This is a genomic window from Blautia sp. KLE_1732_HM_1032, assembly GCF_025147905.1.
GTDB lineage: Bacteria > Bacillota > Clostridia > Lachnospirales > Lachnospiraceae > Blautia_A > Blautia_A fusiformis.
Map to the genome: position 1 here is coordinate 798,019 of NZ_CP102266.1, position 24,051 is coordinate 822,069.

Annotated in this window: 16 protein-coding genes; 14 read left to right on the forward strand and 2 right to left on the reverse strand. The window is 46.6% G+C overall.

Going from position 1 to position 24,051, the window contains the following annotated elements:
• Positions 1–57 precede the first annotated feature (57 nt).
• The 3 genes from NQ489_RS03985 to NQ489_RS03995 all read left to right on the forward strand — a co-directional run bounded on the left by NQ489_RS03985 (position 58) and on the right by NQ489_RS03995 (position 4,987).
• Positions 58–321 carry an HPr family phosphocarrier protein gene (locus NQ489_RS03985; protein ID WP_015527424.1) on the forward strand — a complete coding sequence of 88 codons (264 nt, stop codon included), beginning with the start codon at positions 58–60 and terminating at the stop codon, positions 319–321.
• Positions 322–373: 52 nt separating this feature from the next.
• The gene (locus NQ489_RS03990) at positions 374–3,268 is read left to right on the forward strand and encodes a L,D-transpeptidase family protein (protein WP_049947003.1); all 2,895 of its coding nucleotides are present in this window, start codon (positions 374–376) and stop codon (positions 3,266–3,268) included.
• A 171-nt stretch (positions 3,269–3,439) separates the two neighbouring features.
• Positions 3,440–4,987 carry a GH25 family lysozyme gene (locus NQ489_RS03995; protein ID WP_021651897.1) on the forward strand — a complete coding sequence of 516 codons (1,548 nt, stop codon included), beginning with the start codon at positions 3,440–3,442 and terminating at the stop codon, positions 4,985–4,987.
• A gap of 43 nt (positions 4,988–5,030) precedes the next feature.
• Here NQ489_RS03995 and NQ489_RS04000 read toward each other — a convergent pair whose 3' ends face one another.
• Together NQ489_RS04000 and NQ489_RS04005 are read right to left on the reverse strand one after the other, a co-directional pair.
• Positions 5,031–5,369 (reverse strand): EamA family transporter, encoded by a 339-nt coding sequence (locus NQ489_RS04000; protein ID WP_015527421.1) that lies wholly within the window; start codon positions 5,367–5,369, stop codon positions 5,031–5,033.
• Positions 5,362–5,712 (reverse strand): EamA family transporter, encoded by a 351-nt coding sequence (locus NQ489_RS04005; RefSeq protein ID WP_015527420.1) that lies wholly within the window; start codon positions 5,710–5,712, stop codon positions 5,362–5,364. Before NQ489_RS04005 ends, NQ489_RS04000 begins: the two co-directional genes overlap by 8 nt.
• 168 nt (positions 5,713–5,880) lie before the next feature.
• Here NQ489_RS04005 and NQ489_RS04010 point away from each other — a divergent pair, with 168 nt between their 5' ends.
• From NQ489_RS04010 to NQ489_RS04060, 11 genes are all read left to right on the forward strand, one after another.
• Positions 5,881–6,813, forward strand: a complete 933-nt coding sequence (locus tag NQ489_RS04010) for a glycosyltransferase family 2 protein (protein ID WP_015527419.1) — start codon at positions 5,881–5,883, stop codon at positions 6,811–6,813.
• Positions 6,813–7,784, forward strand: a complete 972-nt coding sequence (locus tag NQ489_RS04015; protein WP_021651900.1) for a hypothetical protein — start codon at positions 6,813–6,815, stop codon at positions 7,782–7,784. The genes NQ489_RS04010 and NQ489_RS04015 overlap by 1 nt, the downstream gene beginning before the upstream one ends.
• Complete coding sequence (locus NQ489_RS04020; protein WP_015527416.1) at positions 7,781–9,073, forward strand: ATP-grasp domain-containing protein; 1,293 nt, start codon at positions 7,781–7,783, stop codon at positions 9,071–9,073. The genes NQ489_RS04015 and NQ489_RS04020 overlap by 4 nt, the downstream gene beginning before the upstream one ends.
• An 88-nt stretch (positions 9,074–9,161) precedes the next feature.
• Positions 9,162–10,292, forward strand: coding sequence for a dTDP-4-amino-4,6-dideoxygalactose transaminase (gene rffA, locus NQ489_RS04025; protein ID WP_021651902.1), 1,131 nt, complete (start codon positions 9,162–9,164; stop codon positions 10,290–10,292).
• An 18-nt stretch (positions 10,293–10,310) separates the two neighbouring features.
• Entirely contained in the window at positions 10,311–11,627 is a 1,317-nt protein-coding gene (locus NQ489_RS04030; protein WP_021651903.1) for a D-alanyl-D-alanine carboxypeptidase family protein, read from the forward strand.
• Between the two features lie 27 nt (positions 11,628–11,654).
• Positions 11,655–12,212, forward strand: a complete 558-nt coding sequence (gene rfbC / locus NQ489_RS04035) for a dTDP-4-dehydrorhamnose 3,5-epimerase (RefSeq protein ID WP_015527414.1) — start codon at positions 11,655–11,657, stop codon at positions 12,210–12,212.
• Positions 12,213–12,223: 11 nt separating this feature from the next.
• Positions 12,224–13,030, forward strand: coding sequence for an ABC transporter permease (locus tag NQ489_RS04040; protein WP_015527413.1), 807 nt, complete (start codon positions 12,224–12,226; stop codon positions 13,028–13,030).
• Between the two features lie 132 nt (positions 13,031–13,162).
• On the forward strand, positions 13,163–14,485 hold the full coding sequence (locus NQ489_RS04045) for an ABC transporter ATP-binding protein (protein ID WP_021651905.1): 1,323 nt from the start codon (positions 13,163–13,165) through the stop codon (positions 14,483–14,485).
• A gap of 14 nt (positions 14,486–14,499) precedes the next feature.
• Positions 14,500–20,139 (forward strand): glycosyltransferase, encoded by a 5,640-nt coding sequence (locus NQ489_RS04050; RefSeq protein ID WP_021651906.1) that lies wholly within the window; start codon positions 14,500–14,502, stop codon positions 20,137–20,139.
• On the forward strand, positions 20,115–22,562 hold the full coding sequence (locus NQ489_RS04055) for a glycosyltransferase family 2 protein (protein WP_021651907.1): 2,448 nt from the start codon (positions 20,115–20,117) through the stop codon (positions 22,560–22,562). The genes NQ489_RS04050 and NQ489_RS04055 overlap by 25 nt, the downstream gene beginning before the upstream one ends.
• An 11-nt stretch (positions 22,563–22,573) precedes the next feature.
• Positions 22,574–24,013 carry an ArnT family glycosyltransferase gene (locus tag NQ489_RS04060; RefSeq protein ID WP_021651908.1) on the forward strand — a complete coding sequence of 480 codons (1,440 nt, stop codon included), beginning with the start codon at positions 22,574–22,576 and terminating at the stop codon, positions 24,011–24,013.
• Positions 24,014–24,051 lie beyond the last annotated feature (38 nt).

The following is a 24,051-nucleotide window of genomic DNA, read 5'->3' on the forward strand; positions in this document are numbered from 1 at the left end:
TAATCACAGCTTTGGACAAGGCTTGAAGGATAAGTAATATAAAGGGAGACAGCAGCAATGTTAAGTTATAAGGTAACGGTCAGGAACCCGTCAGGGCTTCATCTTCGTCCCGCAGGGCTTTTGTGCGGCGAGGCAATAAAATACAAATCGTCCATAACATTTCAGTATGCCGGAGGTACAGCGAATGCCAAAAGTGTTCTGAGTGTTCTGGGTGCCTGTGTTAAAAGCGGGGATGAGATCACACTGGTCTGCGAGGGTGAGGATGAACAGGCTGCGATAGATGCGCTTGTGGCTCTTATCGAAGGCGGACTGGGCGAATGATACGTAACAGATACAATAATTATTTACAGCAGCATGATCAGGAGGGATTATCGTGAAGAGAAGAGTTGTGGCAATTTTTCTCAGTCTGACATTATGCATGGGCGGAACTCTGGAAGCCGGCGCTGCGGCTTTGGGAAGTACAGACGTGCAGATGGCAGCAGAGACAGCCGGCGATCCGGCTGAGGATGTATTCAGTGATGAAGAGGGAACGACTGTACAGCAGCCGGAGACAGAAGCGGATCAGACAGGTAGTACTGACAGTTCAGAAGAAATACCGGTTGAACCGGAGAATCCAGCAGAGACACCGGATGTTATAGAAACACCGGAAACTACAGAAACACCGGAGGCTACAGAAGCACCGGATGCGACAACAGAAGACAGTACAGATCCGGGCGATGATTTCAGTGCAGGTGATGCACAGGAGCTGGATGCACCGTCAGCAGATACCGCAGTACAGAACAAAGTAGAGAACAACAAGGCAGAGGAAACTTCTGCTACCGGAGCATCACTGGTAAACGGTGTAGTCGTTGCCAAGACAAGTGACTGGGTTTCTGCAAACGGTTTTTACAGACTCCGCAAAAAGAAGGTTGCTGCATCTGCAGCCCCGGAGGGAAAAGCTTCTGAGGATCCGGCAGAAAGCAGTGAAGAAGAGCAGAAAACAACAGTTGATGAAACAGCTGCAGCAGTACAGGAAGTACAGCAGACTGAAGAGCTTCCGGATGGTGCAGCAGAGAGTGATCAGGCTCAGGCGATCCAGAATGAGTCAGCAGAAGGAGAGCAGGAGACTGCAGCAGAAGAAGTTTCTACAGAGGAAGTATCCGCAGCAGAAGCTTCTGCAGAGACAGCATCCGCAGATGTAGTGTCTGCAGAGGAGACATCCGAAGAGACAGCACCCGCAGAAACAGAGACGGCAGTCGAAACATCAGAGAGCGTAGATAACGCAGAGACTCTTGCCCAGGATGAAGGGAACGCTTCTCAGGTATCAGAAACAGGTTCCATCGAAGATAATTATTTTACTGCGCAGGATGGTCTTCTTAAGATCAATACCAACGGACATGTGGGATATTATCTTTTTAATGAAGACGGATATCTGGTAACCGGCCGTATGACCCGTGAGCCAGGTGCAGCAGGTTATACCGGAACACAGAAGACAGAATGGTATTTCCTCGAAAACTCCAAAGCTTCCCTGTATTCGGATTCCACCGGAAAAGCAATCACACCGTGGACATCCAATCTTGGCCAGCAGAAGAGAAATTACTGGTTATGGACAGGAACTGTTTTCCGCTATTATAATTCCCAGGGTGATTACAAATCCATAGAGGCTCAGAACCTTGTAGGCAAGATCAAAAAGATCGGAAATGCTTATTATACACTGATGCGTAACGGAAAACCGCGAACAGGAATCCTGAAGCTGACAACCGGTTCCACAACATATCAGTATTACTTCCAGCCGGCATCAAAGGCAGGAGAGATTCCAGGAAAGCTTTTTTATGGCGGATGGACATATGTTTTAAACAGCAAAAATCAAAAACGTTTTATCTATTGTAGTCCGAAGGCTGCCACACGTGGACAGATCATGAAACATGGAGTTTATGTATCACCTGTAATGTCCAAGAAATATCGATATATGCTGAATGCCAGCGGCTATGTTATGACGAATACAATGGCGAAGGCGCAGAATAACGCATATTATGTTTCAGACAGCAAGGGCCGCATCATTACAAAAAAACTTGTGAAGTATAAAGGCAGCAGATATTATTTCGGAGGCAATGGCCAGAGAGTTTCCTGGAAGAACTGCTGGCATGGCTGCCCGGGTGCATCCAACAAGATTTATTATTTCGGAAGCACAGCAGGAAAAGTTGTTGAAAAATATGGCTGGCAGAAGGTGACCGACGCAAAAGGCCAGTTCTTCGGATGGTTTTACTTTGACAAAAACGGAAACCATTATAAGAGCCAGATGATAACAAACAAGTCCTCCAAAAAGAGCTATTACTTTAATAGCACAGGACAGCTTGCAACAGGAAAAACAAAGATCGGCAAAAAATACTATTTCTTTGCAACATCAGATGCCAATGCGCACAGAGGCTGGATGTACAAGAGTACATTGATCCGTTACCAGAATAAGTGGTATTATGCAGGCGGCAACGGTGTTCTGAAAAAGTCAGGCTGGCAGAAGGTAGGTAAATACTGGTACTATCTGCAGAACTATACCGTTGTGACAAATAAATCCATGAAGCGTGGTTCCGTAAATGGTTATCTGGACAGCCAGGGACGTTTTTCCACCGGCTGGGTGATCGTCAGCGATTACTATGATCAGGTCAAATATATCGATCCGGACAGCGGTTCCAAGTATCTGACCAATACAAGCAGATGGATCGATGGAAAACTGTATTACTTTGATAAGGATGGTTACCGCCGCAATGATGTTTCCAGTATTTACGGAGGACCATATTACCTGGAGGTTGATAAGACCAACGGTGTTATGACTGTATACACAAATAGTAGCAAGACGATTCCTGTTAAGACAATCCGTGTTTCTGTAGGTCTCTCCGGAACACCTACATGGGATGGTACATACAGACTGACCCGCAGTCTGAGATGGCAGCCACTGATGGGACCGTCCTGGGGACAGTATGGAACACATGTTGACGGATGCGGACAGGGAGGAATCTTTATCCATTCCGTAGCCGGATCGACCAGGAGTGTTTATAATCTTCCGGCAGGCGAGTACCTGAAGCTTGGTCAGCCTGCATCTCACGGATGTATCCGTACCTGTGTGGCTGATGCGAAGTGGGTATTTGAGAACTGTAACGGTTCTACGATCCACATTTACAGCAGCGGAAATTACGTTAACAATGAATCCTTCAAGGGACCGTTAGGCCGCAGACCGCTGGCAACCTTCCGTGGAGCCGGAAACTTTGATCCTACAGACCCGGAAGTTCCGTGATCTTTACCGAACAGTACCAGAAAGAAATATATAGAATAACTGAAGACCGATGTTCAGCTGTATGAAGCTGACATCGGTCTTTTTCCATATATGGCTTTACTTTCCATTTTTTCATATGTATAATAAAAGTCATGCACAAATAAACAACATAATTTATGGAAGGAAACTAAAATGAAAAACTGGAAGAAATGGCTGGTGGCAGGCTGTATGGCAGCACTGCTGGGAATAGGAACAATGGGAACTACAGCGATGGCCATGGGCGGCGGAGGCGTAGACCGAAGCGAGGCAGTTGCTGAGGAAGAAAAGGTCCCCAGCGGGAAGGCAACACAGAATTCCAGGGTAAGTTCAAAGGCCTGGAAGAAGATCAACGGTGTCTGCTATAACGGAAGCGGCCAGAAGCTGGAAGGTGCTGTCACACGTGGAATCGATGTTTCTGAGTGGCAGGATACCATCAACTGGAGCCAGGTCAAAAAATCTAATGTAGATTTTGCTTTTGTCAGGATCTCCTATGGTCTGAATCATCTGGATAAGACATATGATTACAACATGAAACAGGCAGAGAAGGCAGGAGTTCCGACAGGAACCTATGTGTACAGCCTTGCGCTGAACACACAGCAGGCACTGAAGGAAGCGCAGCTTGCTATCCGTAAAATGGATGGATATAAAGTATCCTATCCGGTGGTTTATGACATTGAATATGATCAGATGCGCAATCTTTCCGCATCACAGATCGCAGATCTGGCAAAGACCTTCTGCAATGAGGTAAAAAAAGCCGGATATCATCCAATGATCTACTGCAATACAGACTGGTATGACAACAAGCTTGACTGGAGCAAGATGACAGGGTATGATGTATGGCTTGCGCGGTATGGTGATACGATTCCGGCTCCTGACAAGAAAAAGTACAAATATACCATCTGGCAGTCCACCGATGGTGACGGTGGCGGATATCTGAATACCACCAAGGGTCTGGTTGCGGGAATCCCGTCTTATTCTACTGTAGATATTGACTTCGGTTATGTTGATTATACCAAGATCATCACATCCAGATGGCATGCACAGACCGGATACAAGGCATCCACCAGACCGGATACCAGCAACTATAAAGGAAAAACCGGCTGGGCAACAGAGAACGGAAAGAAATTTTATTATGTCAATGGTGTCAAAAAATACGGCTGGGTTCAGGTGAAAAATAAGAAATATTATATCCATAAGACCGCAGGAATGTGCCGTTCAAAGCTGATCAGGGATTCCAAGAATATTTCCAGATATGTAGACAAAAATGGAGTCCTTGTGAAAAATACTTGGATCACCTATAAGGAGAAAAAATATTATTTTGACAAAAACGGACATGCATTAAAAGGCATGAAAAAGGTTGGAAAGAACTATTATTATTTTCAGGCCAAATACGGATACATGATGAGACATGTGCGGTACATGAACAGCAGGAATGATGTATATTATTTTGGCGGTGACGGCGTTATGGTCAAAAAGGTATTCTATACATGGAGCGGAAACAATGAAAGCCATACCTATTATTTTGGCTCCAATGGAAAGATGCAGAGAGGCTGGCTCAAACTGGACGGAAAGAGATATTATTTTGATCCGGAAACAGGAATCATGTACAAAAACTGTACTATTGAGAAAAACGGAAAGAGCTATACATTCGATGAAGATGGTGTATACACAACTGTATCCGCAGCAAATAAGAAAAAATAAAAAAATGCCGGCAGCGAACATAAAGCTGCCGGCATTTTTATGATCATAAGGTATAAACAAGGATTCCCAGGATGATGATCAGATTTCCGATGATCTTTCCGCGGGAAATCTTTTCTTTCAGGATCCGCCAGGAAAACAGCAGGACAAAAACATAGGCGGCAGTATCAATCACCGGTCCGAATTTCATATCCACTTTGGTGTAGCACCAGGTATTCAGGAGCAACACTCCAAAAAAGATACCATAGGCCAGGATCACCCTCCAGTTCAGATATTCCCGGAGGGGATTTTTGTATTCCATATTGGCACTCTGCTTCAGAAGTACCTGGGAAATTGCCGAAAAAAAGGTTCCGGCCAGCATGATCAGCATAAACGTTCTATTCATATCTCTGCACCATCCAGACTCCGATCAGAACGATCAGGATGCCGATGATGTTCTGAAGCGAAAGATTTTCGTGAAAAATGATCACAGCCCATACCTGGGACCACAGAAGATAGACGCTTTTGTTGGCGTAGGCCGTGGAAAGGGAAAATTTTTTGATCACCTGCTGCCATGCAATGGCGTAGATCCCACAGTTTGCGATCATAAGAAAAAGAAATACATAGAGAAGAGGACTATGAAGCCCTTCTTTATTGTAATAAACCGATGCAAGCTTGGAAAAAACGCTGGTAAGAGAAAACAGCAGGATATTCAGATGAAGCTGAATATAATCTTTGATTTTTGTCATGTTTCCTCCATATCATAAATGCGATTATCATAGACTGATAATCAATATATATCATCCGGCAGGTTTATGCAAGAAAATGTTTGAACAATGTAACGGTTTACAACAGGAAATGAAAATGATAAGATTAAACGATAAGTGTCAATTGATACAAAAGAGAGGAAAAACGATATGTGTTTATATTCAGTGGTTGTTCCTGTATACAATTCAGAACATACGCTGCAGGAACTGTACACCCGTCTGGAAAAAGTATTCCGTGAAACGATAAAAGAAGAATTTGAACTGATCCTTGTAGATGACGGGTCCAGGGACCGGTCTTTTGCGGTTATGCAAGAACTCCGGGAAAAAGATCCCCGTGTCAAGATCATCCAGATGGCAAGGAATTTCGGACAGCATCCTGCGCTTCTGTGCGGATTTGCCCACGCAAAGGGAGAGTTCATCGTAACTATGGATGATGACCTTCAGCATCAGCCTGAGGAGCTCCCCAAAATGATCAATGTAATGAAGGAACGTGACGATGTGGATGTGATCATTGCAAGCTATGAAGGACGTAAGCATAATCTGATCCGGAAGCTGGGCACAAAGCTGTCTGTATGGGCAACTTCCAAAATGCTCGGCAAGGATCCGAACCTTCAGATCACCAGTTATCGACTGATCCGCCGGTTTCTGGTGGAAGCCATGCTGAAGACCAATACATATCTTCCGCAGATCGGAAATCTTCTGGTTTTAAGCTCCAACCGTATCATCAATGTTCCGGTGCAGCATGCAGCACGTGCATATGGAAAGAGCGGATATTCTTTTCGCCGTCTTGTGAAGGATCTCATCTATGATATTACTGCCCATACGGCATTTCCGTTGCTTATGGTGCGAAACATCGGCATTGCCAGTTTTCTGGTAAGCTTTTTACTGGGGATCTATTATCTGGTGAGATATTTTCTGTGCGGGATCTCAGTGGAAGGCTGGACATCTCTGATGCTTGTGATGCTGGCATTTTTCGGACTGACATTGCTTTCAATCGGGATCATCGGTATTTATCTCATGAATATTCTCAATGAGGCCAAAAAGATGCCGCACTATGTGATCCGTCAGGAGGAGACAGACTGATGAAAAAAGAGATCGGCGGCTATCTGGAACTGGAAGAACCGGCGGGACAGGAATACTATCCGGATCTCTGCGGCGTGAATCTCGGAAGAACAGCGCTTTTGTGGCTGATGGAAGCACGCAGGTGCAAAAAGATCTACCTGCCATTTTTTCTCTGCGATTCCGTAACCGGTGCCTGTGAGAGGTCCGGGGCAGAAATCGAATTTTATCATATGGATGAAGGGTTGCATCCGGTTCTTGAGGAGAGAACTCTTCCGGAAGGAGAATATCTGTATCTGGTAAATTATTATGGCCAGCTTACCGATGATAAGATCCGGAAATATAAAAAAATCTATGGAAATATCATTGTGGATCATACGCATGCGTTTTTTCAGAAGCCGCTGCCGGGTGTGGACACTCTGTACTCCTGCAGAAAATTTCTCGGAGTCAGTGACGGAGCATATCTGTCTACCGATGCGGAACTGGAACCGGAAAAGAAGCCTCTGGACCATTCCATGGGAAGAATGGAGCATATTCTGGGACGTTATGAATATGATGCCGGAACCTTCTATCAGAAAATGCTGGATAATGCAGCAAATTATCATGAGATGGAGATCCGCCGAATGTCCCGTCTGACCGGAAACCTCCTCAGGACTATGGATTATTCCGGTATCAAAGCAAGAAGAGAACAGAACTACCGTCTGCTGTCGCAGCTTCTTCCTTCAAGGAATGCTTTTACAGGGGAGGTGCCGGAGGGACCGTTTGCCTATCCGTATTATCATAAGAACGGATTGGAGCTTCGACACTGGCTGGCAGGCCGGAAGATTTTTGTACCGACAAACTGGCGCAATATCCTGGAAGAATTTGACAGGGATACCATGGAATATGACTGGGCTGCCAATGTGCTGCCGCTTCCCTGTGACCAGAGATACGGGGCAGAAGAAATGCAGTATATCGCGGATTCCATAAGAGAATGGGAGGAAACGGAATCATGAAACACAGATTGCTGATACTGGGAACGTTGGGAGAATTTGAGCAGCTGGTGCAGAAGGCCCGCGAAAAAGGATACTACACCATTGTCTGTGACGGATATCCGGATGGTCCGGCAAGAAAATTTGCAGATGAGGCATTTCAGATCCCGGTAACAGATACGGAACGGATCGCCTGTCTCTGCCGAGAAAAAGAGATCGATGGGATCATCACATCTTTTTCCGACCTTCTTCTGGAATGTATGGTAAAGATCGCGGACCGGGCAGGAATCCCCTGTTATCTGAAACCGGAGCAGCTTCCCTGGTATCGTGATAAATCAGCGACCAGAGCACTGCTTACTGAACTGGGACTTCCCACTCCGGGCTTTCGAAAAATCCCGATCGCATATTTTAAAGACAGGTCCAAAAGAACTCAGCTGAAAGAGCTGCTTGAGGGACTTCGCTATCCGGTGGTCAGCAAGCCACTGGATAAATACGGCTCCCGCGGGATCTATATATCCGAAGATCTGGAGGAGCTGATAAACGGGGCAGAAAAAACAGCAGGATTTTCTGATATGCCGGAGATTTTGGTGGAAGAATATAACGATGGCTATGAATTCAATATGATGACCTGGGTGCGGCATGGAAAAGTCCATGTGATCAGTATTGCAGACCGTGAAAAGACATTTGTTGCCAAAGGTGAGATCCCCATCAGCACAAGAAATGTGTATCCTTCCAGATTATTGTCAAAAGTTGAAAAGCCTGCCACAGAACTTCTTCAGGCATATGCGGACAGAACCGGTCAGAAAGACGGAGCCCTTTCCATGCAGTTTTTCTGGAAGCCGGGAGAAGGTATCCAGGTCTGCGAGATCGCCGCACGATTTTTCGGATATGAGCATGAATTGACCGATATGGTCTATGGCTTTAATATGGAAGAGCTTCTTCTTGCATCTCTCTATGATCCGGATAAACTGGAAAAAATGCTTGCAGAACACGATGTTCATAAACCACAGTGCTGTGGAGCTGTCATTTATTTTCAGGGAAGGCTTCTTACCATCGAAGATCAGTCTGCGGCAGTCCGGCTGGGAGAGAAAGAACAGGTGGAAAAGCCCTGGATCTTTTATCAGGAAGGAGAGAAGGTCATTGAGCATGGCCCTAATCCGTATCTGGCATTATATTATGTAAAAACAGAGAATCGTAAGGAAATGGATCTTCTCACAGAAGAGTTTTATGAGGAAATGCATATTCTGGATCCCAACGGCCAGGAGGTGGCATACCATAATCAGATCCCGGATTATGCACCGGCAGAAAAATAGGCATTGAATTTACAACATGAGTGTGAGAAAATGAAATGTGCAGTTAATGTAGAAAAACCATGAAGAATAAGAAATAAAGAGGAAATACATGATTGATTTTAACAGACCTGCGTTTACAGGTAAGGAATTTGAGTACATCCGTGACGCAGTAGAACGGGGAATGCTCTGCGGCGACGGGATCTACACGAAGAAATGTTCTGCATGGATGGAAGAGCGCTTTCATGTGGGTCATGTGATGCTGACAACCTCCTGTACCCATGCACTGGAGATGGCTGCTTTTCTGGCAGATATCCAGCCTGGCGATGAGGTGATCATGCCGTCTTATACTTTTGTATCAACGGCAGATGCATTTGTGCTTCGCGGTGCAAGGATCGTATTTGTGGATATCCGGCCGGATACCATGAATATTGACGAGAAGCTGATCGAACAGGCGATCACAGATAAGACCCGCGCGATCGTTCCGGTCCATTATGCAGGAGTAGCCTGCGAGATGGACACGATCATGGAGATTGCCGGAAGACATGATCTGAAGGTAGTGGAAGACGCGGCCCAGGGTGTGGATGCCTACTATAAGGGAAAAGCCCTTGGTACCATTGGAGATTTTGGCTGCTACAGCTTCCATGAAACTAAGAACTATACCATGGGAGAGGGCGGTGCGATCCTGTTCAACGGGGAGCAGTACCTGGAGAAGGCAGAGATCCTGAGAGAAAAAGGAACGGACCGCAGTAAGTTTTTCCGTGGTCAGGTAGATAAATACCGCTGGATGGATTATGGATCATCCTATCTTCCGAGCGAATTGAATGCGGCATATCTTTATGCTCAGCTGGAACAGCATAAGAAGATCAGCGATAAGCGGATGCAGATCTATGATTTTTACAATGAGAACCTTAGATTTCTGGCGGAGGAAGGAAAGATCCAGCAGCCTTATGTACCGGAAGAATGCACACATAATGCACATATGTACTACATTAAGGTACATGATATCCAGGTACGCACAAGGCTTCTGAAATATCTCCGCGAAAAGGATATCTGCAGTGTGTTCCATTATGTACCCCTTCATTCCGCACCGGCAGGAAAAAAATTCGGAAGATTTTCCGGAGAAGATGTTTATACTACAAAAGAAAGCGAGCGTCTTATGCGACTGCCTATGTTCTATAATCTGGATATGGAGGATGCGAAGAGAGTTGTGGATGCGATTGCTTCCTTTGACGGGTTTTGACAGAAGAAGGGGAGAACTATGAAAAAAATAAAAAAATTACTGGCAGTTTTCGCAGCAGTCAGTGTGGCGCTGATGCTGCCGTTACAGACCATGGCTGCAGTGGATCTGAATGCGAAATATGATATCAGCACCAACCAGATCCAGGGATGGCCGGCAGGACCGGATATTACCTCAGATACCGGTATCCTGATGGATGCAGACACAGGAGTTGTTCTTTATAACAAGGGCGGAGATGAACAGAGATATCCGGCCAGCATTACCAAGATCATGACCTTGCTGGTGGCAGTGGAGAACTCCACCATGGATGAGAAGGTGACCTTTACAGAGACCGGGGTGCGTAATGTTACGGCAGATTCCAGTAATATCGGCACAAAGGTGGGCGAAGTCCTGACTATGGAGGATTGTCTTCATGCTCTGATCATCCAGTCTGCCAATGACGTTGCGGCACAGATCGCAGAGCATATCGGCGGGACAGAGCAGGCATTTATCGATATGATGAACCAGCGCGCCAGTGAGATCGGATGTACCAATACACATTTTGCAAATTCCAGCGGACTTCCGGATGATAATCATTATTCTTCAGCACGGGATATGGCGCTGATCTTCCGAGAAGGCCTGAAAAATGAAACATTCCGTACGGTCGTGGGCACACCGGACTATATCATCCAGCCTACAAATATGAACAGCCAGCAGAGGATCCTGCATACCCATCATCCTATGTTTGCACCGGAAAGCGGATTTTACTATGAAGGCTGCATTGGTGGAAAAACCGGAACTACCGTTGCGGCAGGGCATACACTTGTCACAGGAGTGACCAGAGATAATACCACATATATTGCAGTGACTATGCGTGGAACAGAGCTTTCCAATTCCTGTATGGACAGTACAGCTATGTTCAATTACGCATTTGAGAATTTCACAAAAACAGAAGTAAATGGCGGCTATGTATTCCTTCCAAAAGGGGTGGAGCTGAATTCCCTTACCGAGAAGTCAGAGAATACCAATGGGAAAACAGAAACCGGTTACTATTTCGGAGATTATCTGATCGGTACCGCAAGTGTTGCACAGGCAACTGATACACCGGTACCGGAACCGACCGCGGCGGCAGAGGACAGCCAGGAAGCGGACAGTTCCGAAGCGGAAGCTTCCACAGAATCAGCAGAGGAAGATAACAGCAAAACAACAGAGAAGAGTACAGCCGGAGAGGACACCAGCGAAAAAAAGAGCATTCCTGCCCTGCGTAAGATCCTTCTTATGATCATGGCAGCGATGATCCTGATCCTGATCGCCCTTCTTGCGGCTCTCAGAATAAAAGAAAAGAAACATCACAAATAAATCAAAACAGAAAAGGAGAAAGAAAAAATGGGAAAAATAAAAGTAACACAGTGCGGAGATATTGAAGGACTGAAAGTGATCGAGCCAACTGTATTTGGTGATTCCAGAGGATATTTCATGGAAACATACAATTATAACGATTTCAAGGAAGCAGGCATTGATGTGGAATTCGTTCAGGACAATCAGTCCAGCTCCCGTTACGGTGTTCTCCGCGGACTTCATTTCCAGATCAGCTATCCCCAGGACAAGCTGGTACGTGTGGTAAACGGAGAAGTGTTTGATGTTGCGGTTGACCTTCGTGAAGGCTCCAAGACCTTTGGAAAATGGTATGGTGTAGTCCTTTCCGCAGAAAACAAGAAACAGTTCTTTATTCCTAAGGGATTTGCTCATGGCTTCCTGGTACTTTCCGAGAATGCAGAGTTCACCTACAAGTGCTCTGATTTCTATCATCCAAACGATGAGGGCGGACTGATCTGGAATGACAAGGACATTAACGTTGAGTGGCCGATCCCGGAAGGCATGGAGCTTATTTTCTCCGACAAGGACCAGAAGTGGGGAAGCTTCGAGGAATATAAGAATCGATAAGGAATTGCAGAATGAAGAAAATATTAGCTTTGCCGGCGGAGCTGTACCAGAATCGAAAGCTGGTTTTAAGCCTTGCAAAAAATGATTTCAAAACAAAATATGCAGGATCCTATCTTGGTATTGTCTGGGCATTTATCCAGCCTATCGTAACGATCCTGGTCTACTGGTTTGTATTTTCCGTAGGACTGAAGGCCGGAACGGTATCGGATTACCCTTTTGTACTCTATCTGGTATCCGGTATCGTGCCGTGGTTTTTCTTCCAGGATGCATTAAACGGTGGAACCAATGCCCTGATCGAATACAATTATCTTGTGAAGAAGGTTGTATTCAAGATCAGCATCCTTCCCATCGTAAAGATCATCTCCGCACTTTTCGTGCATGTTTTCTTTGTGGCCTTTGCACTGATCTTATGTGCATGCTACGGATATACACCAAGCCTTTATACACTGCAGATCATTTATTACTCTGTCTGCACCTTCCTTTTTGTACTGGGACTTGTGTATGCTACAAGTGCGATCGTCATTTTTTTCCGTGATCTGACCCAGATCATCAGTATTTTTCTTCAGGTGGGTGTATGGCTTACACCGATCATGTGGGATATCAATATGCTTTCTTCACATCCATGGTTGATCAAGCTGTTTAAGCTGAATCCGATGTACTATGTAGTTACGGGCTACCGTGATTCCATGCTTGGTCATATCGGGATCTGGAACCATGCTTCATGGACGATCTATTTCTGGGTAGTTACGATCCTGCTTTTCGGACTGGGATCTGTGATATTCAAACGTCTGAAGCCGCATTTTGCAGATGTGCTTTAATTGAATGCGGATGGCGGATATCCGCCTGATCCGGACCGGACAGTTCCCATGGGGGATTTGCTCTGTAAGGATAAAAAGCAGAACGGCGGCAGATTGTGAGAGTGAACGATTTACACAAAAGTGAGGTTGAAAATGGCAGAAGATATTGCGATTTCAGTAAATGATGTCAGTAAGATGTACAAGCTTTACGATAATCCTATGGATCGTCTTAAGGAGTCCCTGGGATTATCCAGAAAAAAGAAATATAAAGAGCATTATGCGCTCAACCATGTATCCTTTCAGGTGCATAAGGGAGAAACAGTGGGAATTATCGGAACAAATGGTTCTGGTAAATCCACGATCCTGAAGATCATCACCGGCGTACTTTCGCCTACGGCCGGAGAAATAGCCGTAAACGGAAGGATCTCAGCGCTTCTGGAGCTGGGAGCCGGATTTAACGGAGAATATTCCGGACTTGAAAATGTATATCTCAACGGAAGCATGATCGGTTTTTCCAGGGAAGAGATCGATGCCAAGCTGCAGTCTATTCTGGATTTTGCAGATATCGGTGATTTTATCTATCAGCCGGTAAAAACATATTCCAGTGGTATGTTCGTGCGTCTGGCTTTTGCGGTAGCTATCAATATCGATCCGGAGATCCTGATCGTTGATGAGGCTCTTTCCGTAGGTGACGTATTTTTCCAGGCAAAATGTTACCGAAAATTCGAAGAGTTCAAGGAAATGGGGAAGACTATTCTGTTTGTAAGCCATGACCTGAGCAGCATCGGAAAATACTGTGACCGTGTTGTGCTTCTAAACAAAGGTGAGAAGCTTGCAGAGGGTGGTGCCAAGGAGATGGTCAATCTTTACCGTCGTGTGCTGGTCAATCAGTATGACGATGCAGATCTGGAAGAAAACACAGACGATGCAGAAGAGGGACAGACGACGGAGAACCAGGCAGCCGGAGCAGACGTTTCACTGAAAGCACATACCGGAAGCGGTAAAGCTATGAAGGACAGCCTGAACCTGAATCCCAAGGTCCTGGAATACGGCAGTAAGCTTGGCGAGATCGTGGATTTTGCCATCCGGGATGATACAGGTATGATCACCAATGTGATCGAAAAAGGCAAGGAATTTTCCGTTCAGATGAAAGTGAAGTTCCAGGCAGATGTCAGCGATCCGATCTTTGCATTTACCCTGAAAGATCTGAAAGGCACCGAGATCACAGGAACCAATACCATGTATGAACATACGCCTCTGAAACCGCAGAAGGCAGGCGATGTCCGTGAGATCACCTTCAAACAGGTGATGCCTCTGGAGGCAGGGGAATATATGCTGTGTCTGGGTTGCACCGGATATAAAGACGGCGATTTTACCGTATTTCATCGTCTTTACGATGTGTGTAACCTGACCGTGATCACAGATAAGAAAGCAGTGGGATATTTTGATCTGTTTTCCAAAGTATCTGTGAAATAAGTGGAGGAACGACTATGGCGGAGTTGAATTTAGATTATTATACGGCGAAGGATCATTATTCCGATGGGGATATCGAGGAAACACTTCTGAAAATGGCACAGGAAGGCAAATCTTTTGAAGACCTGCCGGAGGAAGAGGTGAGTTTTCCAATGGTCTACCATTTTTCAGGGCTGCGGGAGAACATCTTAAGCTGGTACCCTCTGAAAAAGGCAGATTCCGTTCTGGAGATCGGAGCCGGATGCGGAGCCATTACCGGAATGCTTTGCCGCAAGGCCGGTCATGTGACTTCCGTGGAGCTTTCCAAACGTCGGGCAGATATCAATTATGCGAGAAACAGGGATAAGGAAAATCTGACGATCATGGTTGGAAACCTGAATGACATGACTTTTCCGGAAAAATTCGACTATGTGGTAGTAAACGGTGTGCTGGAGTATGCCATGAGCTTTACCGAGGGAAAAACTCCTTACGAGACATTTCTTCAGCGTATGGGCGCTTATCTGAAGCCGGAGGGAAGACTTCTGATCGCCATTGAGAACAGACTGGGATTGAAGTACTTTGCCGGAGCACCGGAGGATCACACAGATCTTCACTTTTTCGGGATCAATGGATATCCGGGAAATCAGTCTGTGCGCACCTTTTCCAAGAATGAACTGGGAGAGCTGCTGGAAAACAGCGGCTTTCCTTTTCTGCGCTTTTACTACCCGTATCCGGATTACAAATTTCCGACAGAGATTTTTACAGATGAGAGCCTTTATACCAATTCCTACGGAAGAAGCTATCCTGTATACACAGATAAGACAGCAGATCTTTTTGCAGAAAGTGAAGGCGTAAAGGCCTTCGAAAAAGAGAAGATCCTGGACAGCTTTGTGAATTCTTTTCTTGTGGAGGCAGGACGTACCAAGAATCAGGACCCGGAGGAAATCCTTTATGTGAAGCTGAACCAGGAGCGAAAAGAAAAGTTTCGTCTTCTGACCAGGATCGTCCGGGAGAACGGAGAGGTCCGTGCGGAAAAAGAAGCTATGGTGCCCCAGGCTGAGAAATTTGTGGAAAAACTGGAAAAAACCGGAACAGAGAGTACCGGATCCGATAAATACAAGAATCTTCCCTGCAGGGCAGAAAACGGAAAGATTTCTTATCCGCTCCTTACTGGAAAAACTCTTCACCAGGAAATCGCAGAGCTTGCCCAGAAAGAAGATCTTGAAGAGATCAAGGCCCTTCTTAAAAAATTCTATCAGGAATTTTTCGGGGCTCGTCAGGCTGTGGATTACAGGACCGGAGAGTTCCGTGAGGTATTTGGTGATCATCCGGGAAGAGAGGATTACGAATGTGTCTGCCCGGCCAATGTGGACCTGATCTGCAGCAACATCTTTATGGGAGAAAAGGAAAATCAGATCATAGATTATGAGTGGATGTTTGATTTCCCTGTGCCTGTGAATTTTATCATGTGGCGCCTGATCCATGAACTGTATACACATGTTTCTGAGCTGCCGCGGTTATGTCATGAGGATGAGATGATGGCGGAGTTTGACATCAGCTATACAGACTATGAGATATTTATGGATTGGACCATGCATTTCGTCTATGAGTATGTGGGCTGCGGTTCTCTGATCCCGTTTGAACAGAAAAAAGTGCCGGTTTCCGTAACAGAGCTGGTGAACAGAGAAAGAGAAAAGCACCAGATGCACAGCAAGATGTACTATGATCTTGGTGAGGGATTCTGTGAAGAGCATACACTTTATGCAGAGGGAAAACTTTCCGGAAACCGTTTCCGGGTAGAGTTTGCGCTTTCCGGTATCAAAGGAATACGAAATCTCCGCTGGAATCCCGCAAACGGTCATTTCCTGAAAGTGAGGATAGAGCGTCTGGATTGCGGATGCAGCGCGGAGCTTGTGCCTCAGGGTGTCCATATGAAAGTGGATAACAGTACCACTGCGTTTTTTACCACCGATGGCTTTTATCTTATCGATGTTACGCACCCGGAAAATGTGGACAGGATCGTAATAGAGGGAAAACTTGACTGCCTTGAGCTTCCGGATGTGGAAAAGCTTCTGGCCTTTGAAAAAGAGCGTGAAGTACGAAGAGAACAGGAGCGTGTCAGAAAAGAGGCTGAACGTGCCGCAAAGCAGGCAGCAGAGGAAGCAGCACGTGCGCAGGAAGAGGCCCTTCGTCATCCAGGCAAAAAAGCGCAGGTAAAGAAACTGGTCAAAAAGGTTCTTCGTTATCATACAGAGCCGGCAGCAGTGATGGGAGTGGAGACAACTCCTACCTGTATGGGCAGTGTTGATTTCTTCCATTATGAGAATGGCACCTTAAATGCCATTGGCTGGGCCTTTGATCCGACATTTGCGTCTATGGGACAGCCAAGGATCGCATTTTATCAGGGAACACAGAAGCTTCAGGAGGCTTCCTGTACTACGATCTACCGTACGGATGTGGCTAATGCCATTGGAAATCCGGATGCGGAAAGTGCCGGATTTTCTTTCCTGGCAACGGTTCTTGCGCCGGCAGAGACTTCTGTTTTCCTGGAATACGGAACCGCAGCGGATACCGGAAGATTCCTTATCGGAAAGATCCCGGGAACCAGGGATCAGAAAGAGCTTCTGGTATACGCGATCGAAGATCCGAAGAGTATCGGAAATCTCCGCCATTTCAAACAGCGTCATGTACGCAGCACAAGAAAGGCATATCCACAGGCAGTCTATCAGCAGAAGGTGGATGTGATCGTGCCGGTTTACAACGGATTGGAGTATTTTGATGCCTTGTTTTCCGGAATTGAAAAGACAAAGGTTCCTTATCGTCTGATCATCGTAAATGACAAGAGTCCGGATCCTGAGGTAGGAAACTATCTGGAAAAATATGCCGCAGAGCATGACAATGTGGTACTTCTGAATAATGAGACCAATATGGGCTTTCTTCCGTCTGTAAACCGTGGATTAAAGATGGCGGAAAATCATGTGGCTCTTGTAAATACAGATGTGGAGGTTCCGGAAGAGTGGCTGGAGCGCCTGATGCTTCCGATCTTTGCCAAGGAAAACATTGCAACCACTACACCGTTTACCACCTGCGGAACCATCTGCAGCTTCCCGGATTTCTGCCGGGATAACAAACTGTTTGAGGGAATGCCGCTGTGGGAGATCGATGATGAATTCCGCATGATCCGTCCGCAGTATCCGGCTATGCCTACCGGTGTGGGCTTCTGCATGGGTATGAACCTGAAAGCGATCCAGGAGGTTGGCCTTCTGGATGAGGAGAATTTCGGAAAAGGCTACGGTGAGGAGAATGACTGGTGCCAGCGTGCCATAGCTGCAGGCTATGAGAACGTGCATGTGGATAACCTGTTTGTATATCACAAGCATGGTGGAAGCTTCCCGTCTGAGGAAAAGCAGAGACTTCTGAAAGAGCACAGTGAGGCGCTGCTCCGCAAGCATCCGGATTACAACAAGGATACTGCGGATTACTGCAGAAGAGACCCGCTTCGTCCGGTAAGACTCTACGTGGAAATGAAGCTTCTCAACAGGAAGCTGGATGTGCCTACCATTGTGGCCTTTGACCATGATCTTGGCGGCGGTGCAACGGCTTATCTTGTGGAGAAAAGACGTCTGGCTCTGCGGGAAGGATACCGTTTTGTGACCATCCGCTATAATATCGTAAGCAATCGTTTTTACTTTACGTATCAGTATAAGCAGTATGAGATGGAATTTTTTGCAAATGATCTGGAAACTGCCCTTGGTGAGCTGATGCGTGTGGATGAGATCTGGATCAATGAGCTTGTGACCTATCAGAACCTTTACGGAACCCTGGAACGTATCCTGCGTCTTAAGAGAGAGCAGGGTGCGAAGCTCCTTATGCTTCTTCATGATTTCTTTGCCCTTTGTCCGGCAGTGAATCTGATCGATGCAGAAGGAAAATACTGTGGTGTTCCATCCTGTGAGGTCTGCGATAAATGTATTCCGGATAACCGCAGCAATGCCTGCACAGAATACGGAACCGGAACGCTCTGGCGTACAAAATTCCGGGAATTTCTGTCAAACTGTGATGAGATCCGTGCATTTTCCGATGATACGGCAAGGCTGTTCAAGCGTGCTTATCCGGATGTATACAATCTCCATGTGATCCCGCATGCACCCCATTACCTTCCGGCAGTGAAAAAAAATAAAAAAACCACAGAGACCTTTAACATTGGTCTTATCGGCGTACTCTGCTACAAAAAAGGCCTGGAGGTTGTGAAGGCGCTTGCAGGATATATCGAAGAGAATGAACTGAATATCCGTCTGAGACTGATCGGTACTTCCGACGAAGAGATCGAAAGTCCGGTATTTTCCCAGACAGGAAGATATACAAGAGAGGAGATCCCAAGACTTACCCTGGAGCAGGATATTGATATGTTCCTGATCCCGTCCGTATGGCCGGAGACCTTCTCCTACACAACCTCGGAGATCATTTCCATGGGATTTCCGGTAGCGGTACTTCCGGTAGGTGCACCTGTAGAACGTGTGAAACGCTATGCCAAGGGCCTTGTCCTGAAAGATGAGAAGCCGGAGAATATTGTGGAAGAGATGATTTCTCTGTGGAAAACTCTCGGCGAAAGTGAGCTCCCTGTGGAAAAACGCAGGCTTCTTTTCGTAGGAGAGGAGATTTCCTTTGCCTCCAGATATCGTGTGGAGCATTTCCGGGAGCAGCTGATCCTTAAAGGCTATGCATCGAAGTTTATCCAGATAGATCAGGCAGAGCAGGAAAAGATCGAGGAATATACAGCGATCGTGATGTACCGCTGCAGCAAGCTGATGGAAGCAGAGCTGCTTGCCAACCGGGCGAAAGCAGCCGGAATCCCTGTTTACTATGATGTGGATGACCTGGTATTTAATTACGAAAAAATTTCCGGGCTGCATTTCCTGAAGGGAAGCGAGTACAGTGACTTCCGCACAACTACAGACCGTATCCGCGGATGTATGGGATTCTGCGACGGATATTTTACATCCACGGAGACACTGGCAGGAGAGATCCGGGAAGAATTTCCGGAAAAACCGGTGGTGATCAACCGAAACTGTATGAGTATGGAGATGGAGATCCTGTCTCACGAGGCTGTGGAGCAGACAGACAAGGCTAAAGACCGGATCTATATCGGATATTTAAGTGGTTCCAAAACTCATGATCAGGATTTTGCCCAGGTGGAGGCAGCACTTCTGGAGGTGATGGAGCGCCACCCGGAGGTTTATCTGAAGCTGGTGGGTGTGCTGGATGAATCCGGAATGGAGCCGGTGCAGAACCGCATTGAGAAGCTTCCGTTTATGGACTGGAGACAGCTGCCTGCCGTGATCGCAGGACTTGATATCAATCTGATGCCACTGGAGAACAGCCTGTTCCACTGGTGTAAATCCGAGAATAAGTGGACAGAGGCTGCCCTTGTAAAGGTTCCGAGTGTCATGAGCCGTAACTGTGAGATGGAATACGTGGTCGAAAACGGAAAAGATGGCTGGATGTGCACCACAAAAGAAGAGTGGGTCAATGCCCTGGAAGCTCTGGTTACTGATGAGAAGGCCAGAAAAGCCATGGGTGAGGCCGCACATCAGAAGGTTATGGAACATTACCTTACAGTAAATACCGGAAAGGATGCAATGGAGGAATTGTTATGCAGCGAGAGCTATACGAAGTAGAAAAGGACAGGTTTGACCTGAAGGACAGTTCTCTGTATCACCTTCAGGGAACCTGGCCGAAGGATCATAAGCCGGAAGCCGTTCTTGACGGGGAAAAGCTTCCGGCAGCCATCAGTGCCCAGGAGCGTGTCAGCGCCCTGGAGCGCTTTAAGGATCTGGATCTGGTAAACGGAGAACGTGTGCAGATGGAAATCTGCCTGCCGGATCTGGAGGGCAAAAAGAAGCTTGTTGTTTATGCGGTAAAGGGTGAAAAACGTGTCCGGTGGTTTTCTGTTCCTGCAGCACAGCTTTACAGGAAACAGGGAAAACCGCAGTACTTTATTGAGAGCATCGAGGTGGAAGCCGGGGAAAAGATCTGCCGTGTCCGTGGCTGGGCAGCCTTTAACAGCCCCCTGACCATACGCCTGGAGGATCGCAGCCGGAAGGAAATCCCCTGCGAGATCACCAGACTGAAACGTGTGGATGTACAGAATCAGTACCAGGAAACAGAGATCGATGAGAAGAGCGGTTTTTTCTTTGAATTCCATTATGACAGTGTGAAGGAATTCTACATTGTATTTGAGGCAGGCAATGTGCGGACGCTTCGTCTGGTACATCTGCAGCCACAGAAGCGCCTTGCGGAGAAAGCTGCGGTATATTTCCGTAAGGGAAGCCGTTACATGAAGCTTCACGGGGCAGCAGCCCTTACCGGAAAGGTATTTGGAAAGGTGCTGGACCGTAAAAACCGTCCGGTGGATTATTCCAAATGGATCGTGAAGCATCTGCCGGACAAGGCAGAGCTTGCAGAAGAAAGAAAAACGAAATTTTCCAGGAATCCAAAATTCAGTATTGTGATCCCGCTTTACAAAACACCGGAAAAATATCTCCAGCAGCTGGTAGATTCCATAGAAGCCCAGACCTACGGGAACTGGGAACTCTGTCTTTCCGACGGAAGCGGAGCAGATTCTCCTCTTACCGATTATCTGAACAGGCTGGAAAAAAGTGATGACAGGATCCGTGTGATCCGCAACGACCAGGCACTTCAGATCGCAGAGAATACCAATGCGGCTATGAAAGCGGCAACAGGAGATTTTATCGTGTTTGCAGATCATGATGATGAGCTGACGCCGGACGCCTTGTTCCGGTGTGTGAAAGCGCTGAATGAGGATCCGGAGCTTAAGGTTCTGTATTCCGATGAAGATAAGATGTCCATGGACGGGCACAAATTCTTTCAGCCGCATTTCAAACCGGACTTCAATATTGATCTTTTGTGTACAGTAAACTACATCTGTCATCTTTTTGTCGTAAAAAAAGAAATCGTGGATCAGATCGGAATGCTGAAAAAGGAATTTGACGGTGCACAGGATTATGATTTTGTGTTCCGCTGTGTGGAAGCTGCGGGAAGAGAGCAGATCCATCATATCCCCAGGATCCTTTATCACTGGAGATGCCATGAGGATTCCACAGCAGAGAATCCGGAAAGCAAGATGTATGCCTTTGATGCAGGAGCACGTGCCATCAAGGCTCATTATGACAGGCTCGGAGTTCCGGTGGAAATCGAAAAGGGTGAATATCTTGGACTTTACCGTACAAAATTCCTCTGGGAGGAAAAACCGCTGATCTCCATCATCATCCCAAACAAGGATCACATCGATGATCTGAAGAGATGTATTGATTCCATCGAAGAAAAGGCAACTTACCGCAATTATGAGTATGTGATCGTGGAGAATAACAGTACGGAGGATGAGACCTTTGCTTACTATAAAGAGCTGGAAGCATCCAATCCGAAAGCCCATGTGGTGTACTGGGATGGTATTTTCAACTATTCTGCCATCAATAATTTCGGAGCTGCTCATGCTAAGGGTGACTATCTGCTTCTTCTCAACAATGATACGGAGATCATCAGCCCGGACTGTCTGGAGCAGCTTTTGGGATACTGTATGAGACCGGATGTGGGAGCTGTAGGAGCGCGGCTCTATTATGAGGATGATACCGTGCAGCATGCAGGAGTAGTCGTTGGCTTCGGCGGTATTGCGGGACACTGCTTTGTGCAGCAGAAGAGAGACGCTACCGGATACTGCCACAGGATCATCTGTGCCCAGGATTACAGCGCTGTAACCGCAGCCTGCATGATGGTGAAGCGTGAGGCCTTTGATAAGGTTCACGGATTAAGTGAGGAATTTCAGGTTGCCTTTAATGACATAGATTTTTGCCTTCGTCTGGGAAAAGCCGGATATCTGGTTGTATACAATCCTTATGCGGAGCTTTATCACTATGAATCCAAATCCAGAGGTCTTGAGGATACACCGGAGAAGGTGGCAAGATTTAACCGCGAGATCGCTTCCTTTGAGAAGCACTGGCCGGAGATCCTCCGTGACGGAGATCCTTACTATAATCCGAACCTTACACTGGAGAGCCAGGATTTCTCTCTGAAGCGGATATAGGAGGTTATATTTTGGAAAAGAAAAAAATCTGGAAGGATGAGAGAGTTCAGGCAGGGGTTCTTGTCCTGGCAGCATTTCTGCTCCTGACTGCATGGGCGTTTATGCAGCCCCTGGGGGCAGGCCCCGATGAAAAAATGCGCTACATGGTGGCACAGTATCTTCATGAGCATCCGGGAAAGCTGCCTCTTGGAGATGAGCCAACCATCCGTGATGCGACATGGGGGATTTCCTATGCCTATTATCCGATCCTTTCCTATATGGTATCTGCTGTATTTATGGGGATCGCAGGTTTGTTCCATGCATCTGCAGACGGATTACTCCATGCGGCGAGGATGGCAGATGTGCTCTTTGTGACTGGAGCGGTATATTTTGTGGTGAAAGCATCCGGAAAGCTTTTTCCGAAAGAGGGAAGATGGCTGTTTGCCGCACTGGCAGGCTTTATGCCGCAGGCATTGTTTCTGGGAACTTATGTAAATACGGATTCCCTGGCGCTTTTATCCATGGCGATGATCCTGTATTCCTGGTCCTGTTATCTGGAAGCGGGAGACTGGAGCTTCAGAAATTCGATCCTTCTGGCTGTTGGAATGGCAGTCTGTGCACTGTCCTACTATAATGCCTACGGATGGATCTTATGCAGCTTTCTGTTTTTCTGCCTGACAGTCCTTCTGTGCAGGGAAGAGCCGGTAAAACAGAGAGTTGCATTTCTGCTCCGGAGAGGGATCGTGATCGCGGCAGTAACCTTTGCCTTATGCGGCTGGTGGTTTATACGAAATGCCGTTCTCTATGACGGAGATCTTATCGGAAGAAAAGCCTGTGCACAGTGTGCGGAAAAATATGCGGCTGTTGATTACAGACCGTCCAGATACCCTACACCGGAGAAGCTGAACTGGTCATGGAAGGATATCCTTCTGTATCAGGACCCGGGCTGGCAGCATAACTGGCTGCTGACAGTTCTGGTAAGCTTTATCGGAACCTTTGGCCTGATGCAGATCTATATGCCTTATAGTGTGAGCAAGGCATATTTCCTGTTCTTTGGAATGGGTGGGATCGGTATTTTAACCATGTTGGGAATGTTTTATCCGAAGAAACGTACTGTGGTAAAAGAACGAAAAGCAGCAGGAAGTGAAAAGCTGAAGATAAAAACAATAACCGTGTACGATAAATGGGACAGAAAAGGGATCTTTCATCTGCTGCTGATCCTTCTGATCCTGATCCCTGTGGGTCTGTTTATGTATTATGTATATTATAGTGACAACCAGGCACAGGGACGTTATATCATGCCGGCACTGTATCCGGCCATGTATTTTGTGACAGCCGGTTGGAATCGTCTGCTTGAGCGTTTTGTAAAAAAGGAAAATATCAGAATGTGGATATACCGGGTCCTGACAGCACTTCTGGCTGCTTCGCCGTTTTTATGCTATATCTTCCTGGTAGTTCCGTTTTATGGCTGACACCCCGACGGGTGAGATGGCAGAAAAAAATCCCTTCT

Coding starts and splice junctions, on each gene's coding strand:
- NQ489_RS03985 (WP_015527424.1), top strand. CDS start 58: ATGTTAAGTTATAAGGTAACGGTCAGGAACCCGTCAGGGCTTCATCTT.
- NQ489_RS03995 (WP_021651897.1), top strand. CDS start 3,440: ATGAAAAACTGGAAGAAATGGCTGGTGGCAGGCTGTATGGCAGCACTG.
- NQ489_RS04000 (WP_015527421.1), bottom strand. CDS start 5,369: ATGAATAGAACGTTTATGCTGATCATGCTGGCCGGAACCTTTTTTTCG.
- NQ489_RS04005 (WP_015527420.1), bottom strand. CDS start 5,712: ATGACAAAAATCAAAGATTATATTCAGCTTCATCTGAATATCCTGCTG.
- NQ489_RS04010 (WP_015527419.1), top strand. CDS start 5,881: ATGTGTTTATATTCAGTGGTTGTTCCTGTATACAATTCAGAACATACG.
- NQ489_RS04015 (WP_021651900.1), top strand. CDS start 6,813: ATGAAAAAAGAGATCGGCGGCTATCTGGAACTGGAAGAACCGGCGGGA.
- NQ489_RS04020 (WP_015527416.1), top strand. CDS start 7,781: ATGAAACACAGATTGCTGATACTGGGAACGTTGGGAGAATTTGAGCAG.
- rffA (WP_021651902.1), top strand. CDS start 9,162: ATGATTGATTTTAACAGACCTGCGTTTACAGGTAAGGAATTTGAGTAC.
- NQ489_RS04030 (WP_021651903.1), top strand. CDS start 10,311: ATGAAAAAAATAAAAAAATTACTGGCAGTTTTCGCAGCAGTCAGTGTG.
- rfbC (WP_015527414.1), top strand. CDS start 11,655: ATGGGAAAAATAAAAGTAACACAGTGCGGAGATATTGAAGGACTGAAA.
- NQ489_RS04040 (WP_015527413.1), top strand. CDS start 12,224: ATGAAGAAAATATTAGCTTTGCCGGCGGAGCTGTACCAGAATCGAAAG.
- NQ489_RS04045 (WP_021651905.1), top strand. CDS start 13,163: ATGGCAGAAGATATTGCGATTTCAGTAAATGATGTCAGTAAGATGTAC.
- NQ489_RS04050 (WP_021651906.1), top strand. CDS start 14,500: ATGGCGGAGTTGAATTTAGATTATTATACGGCGAAGGATCATTATTCC.
- NQ489_RS04055 (WP_021651907.1), top strand. CDS start 20,115: ATGCAGCGAGAGCTATACGAAGTAGAAAAGGACAGGTTTGACCTGAAG.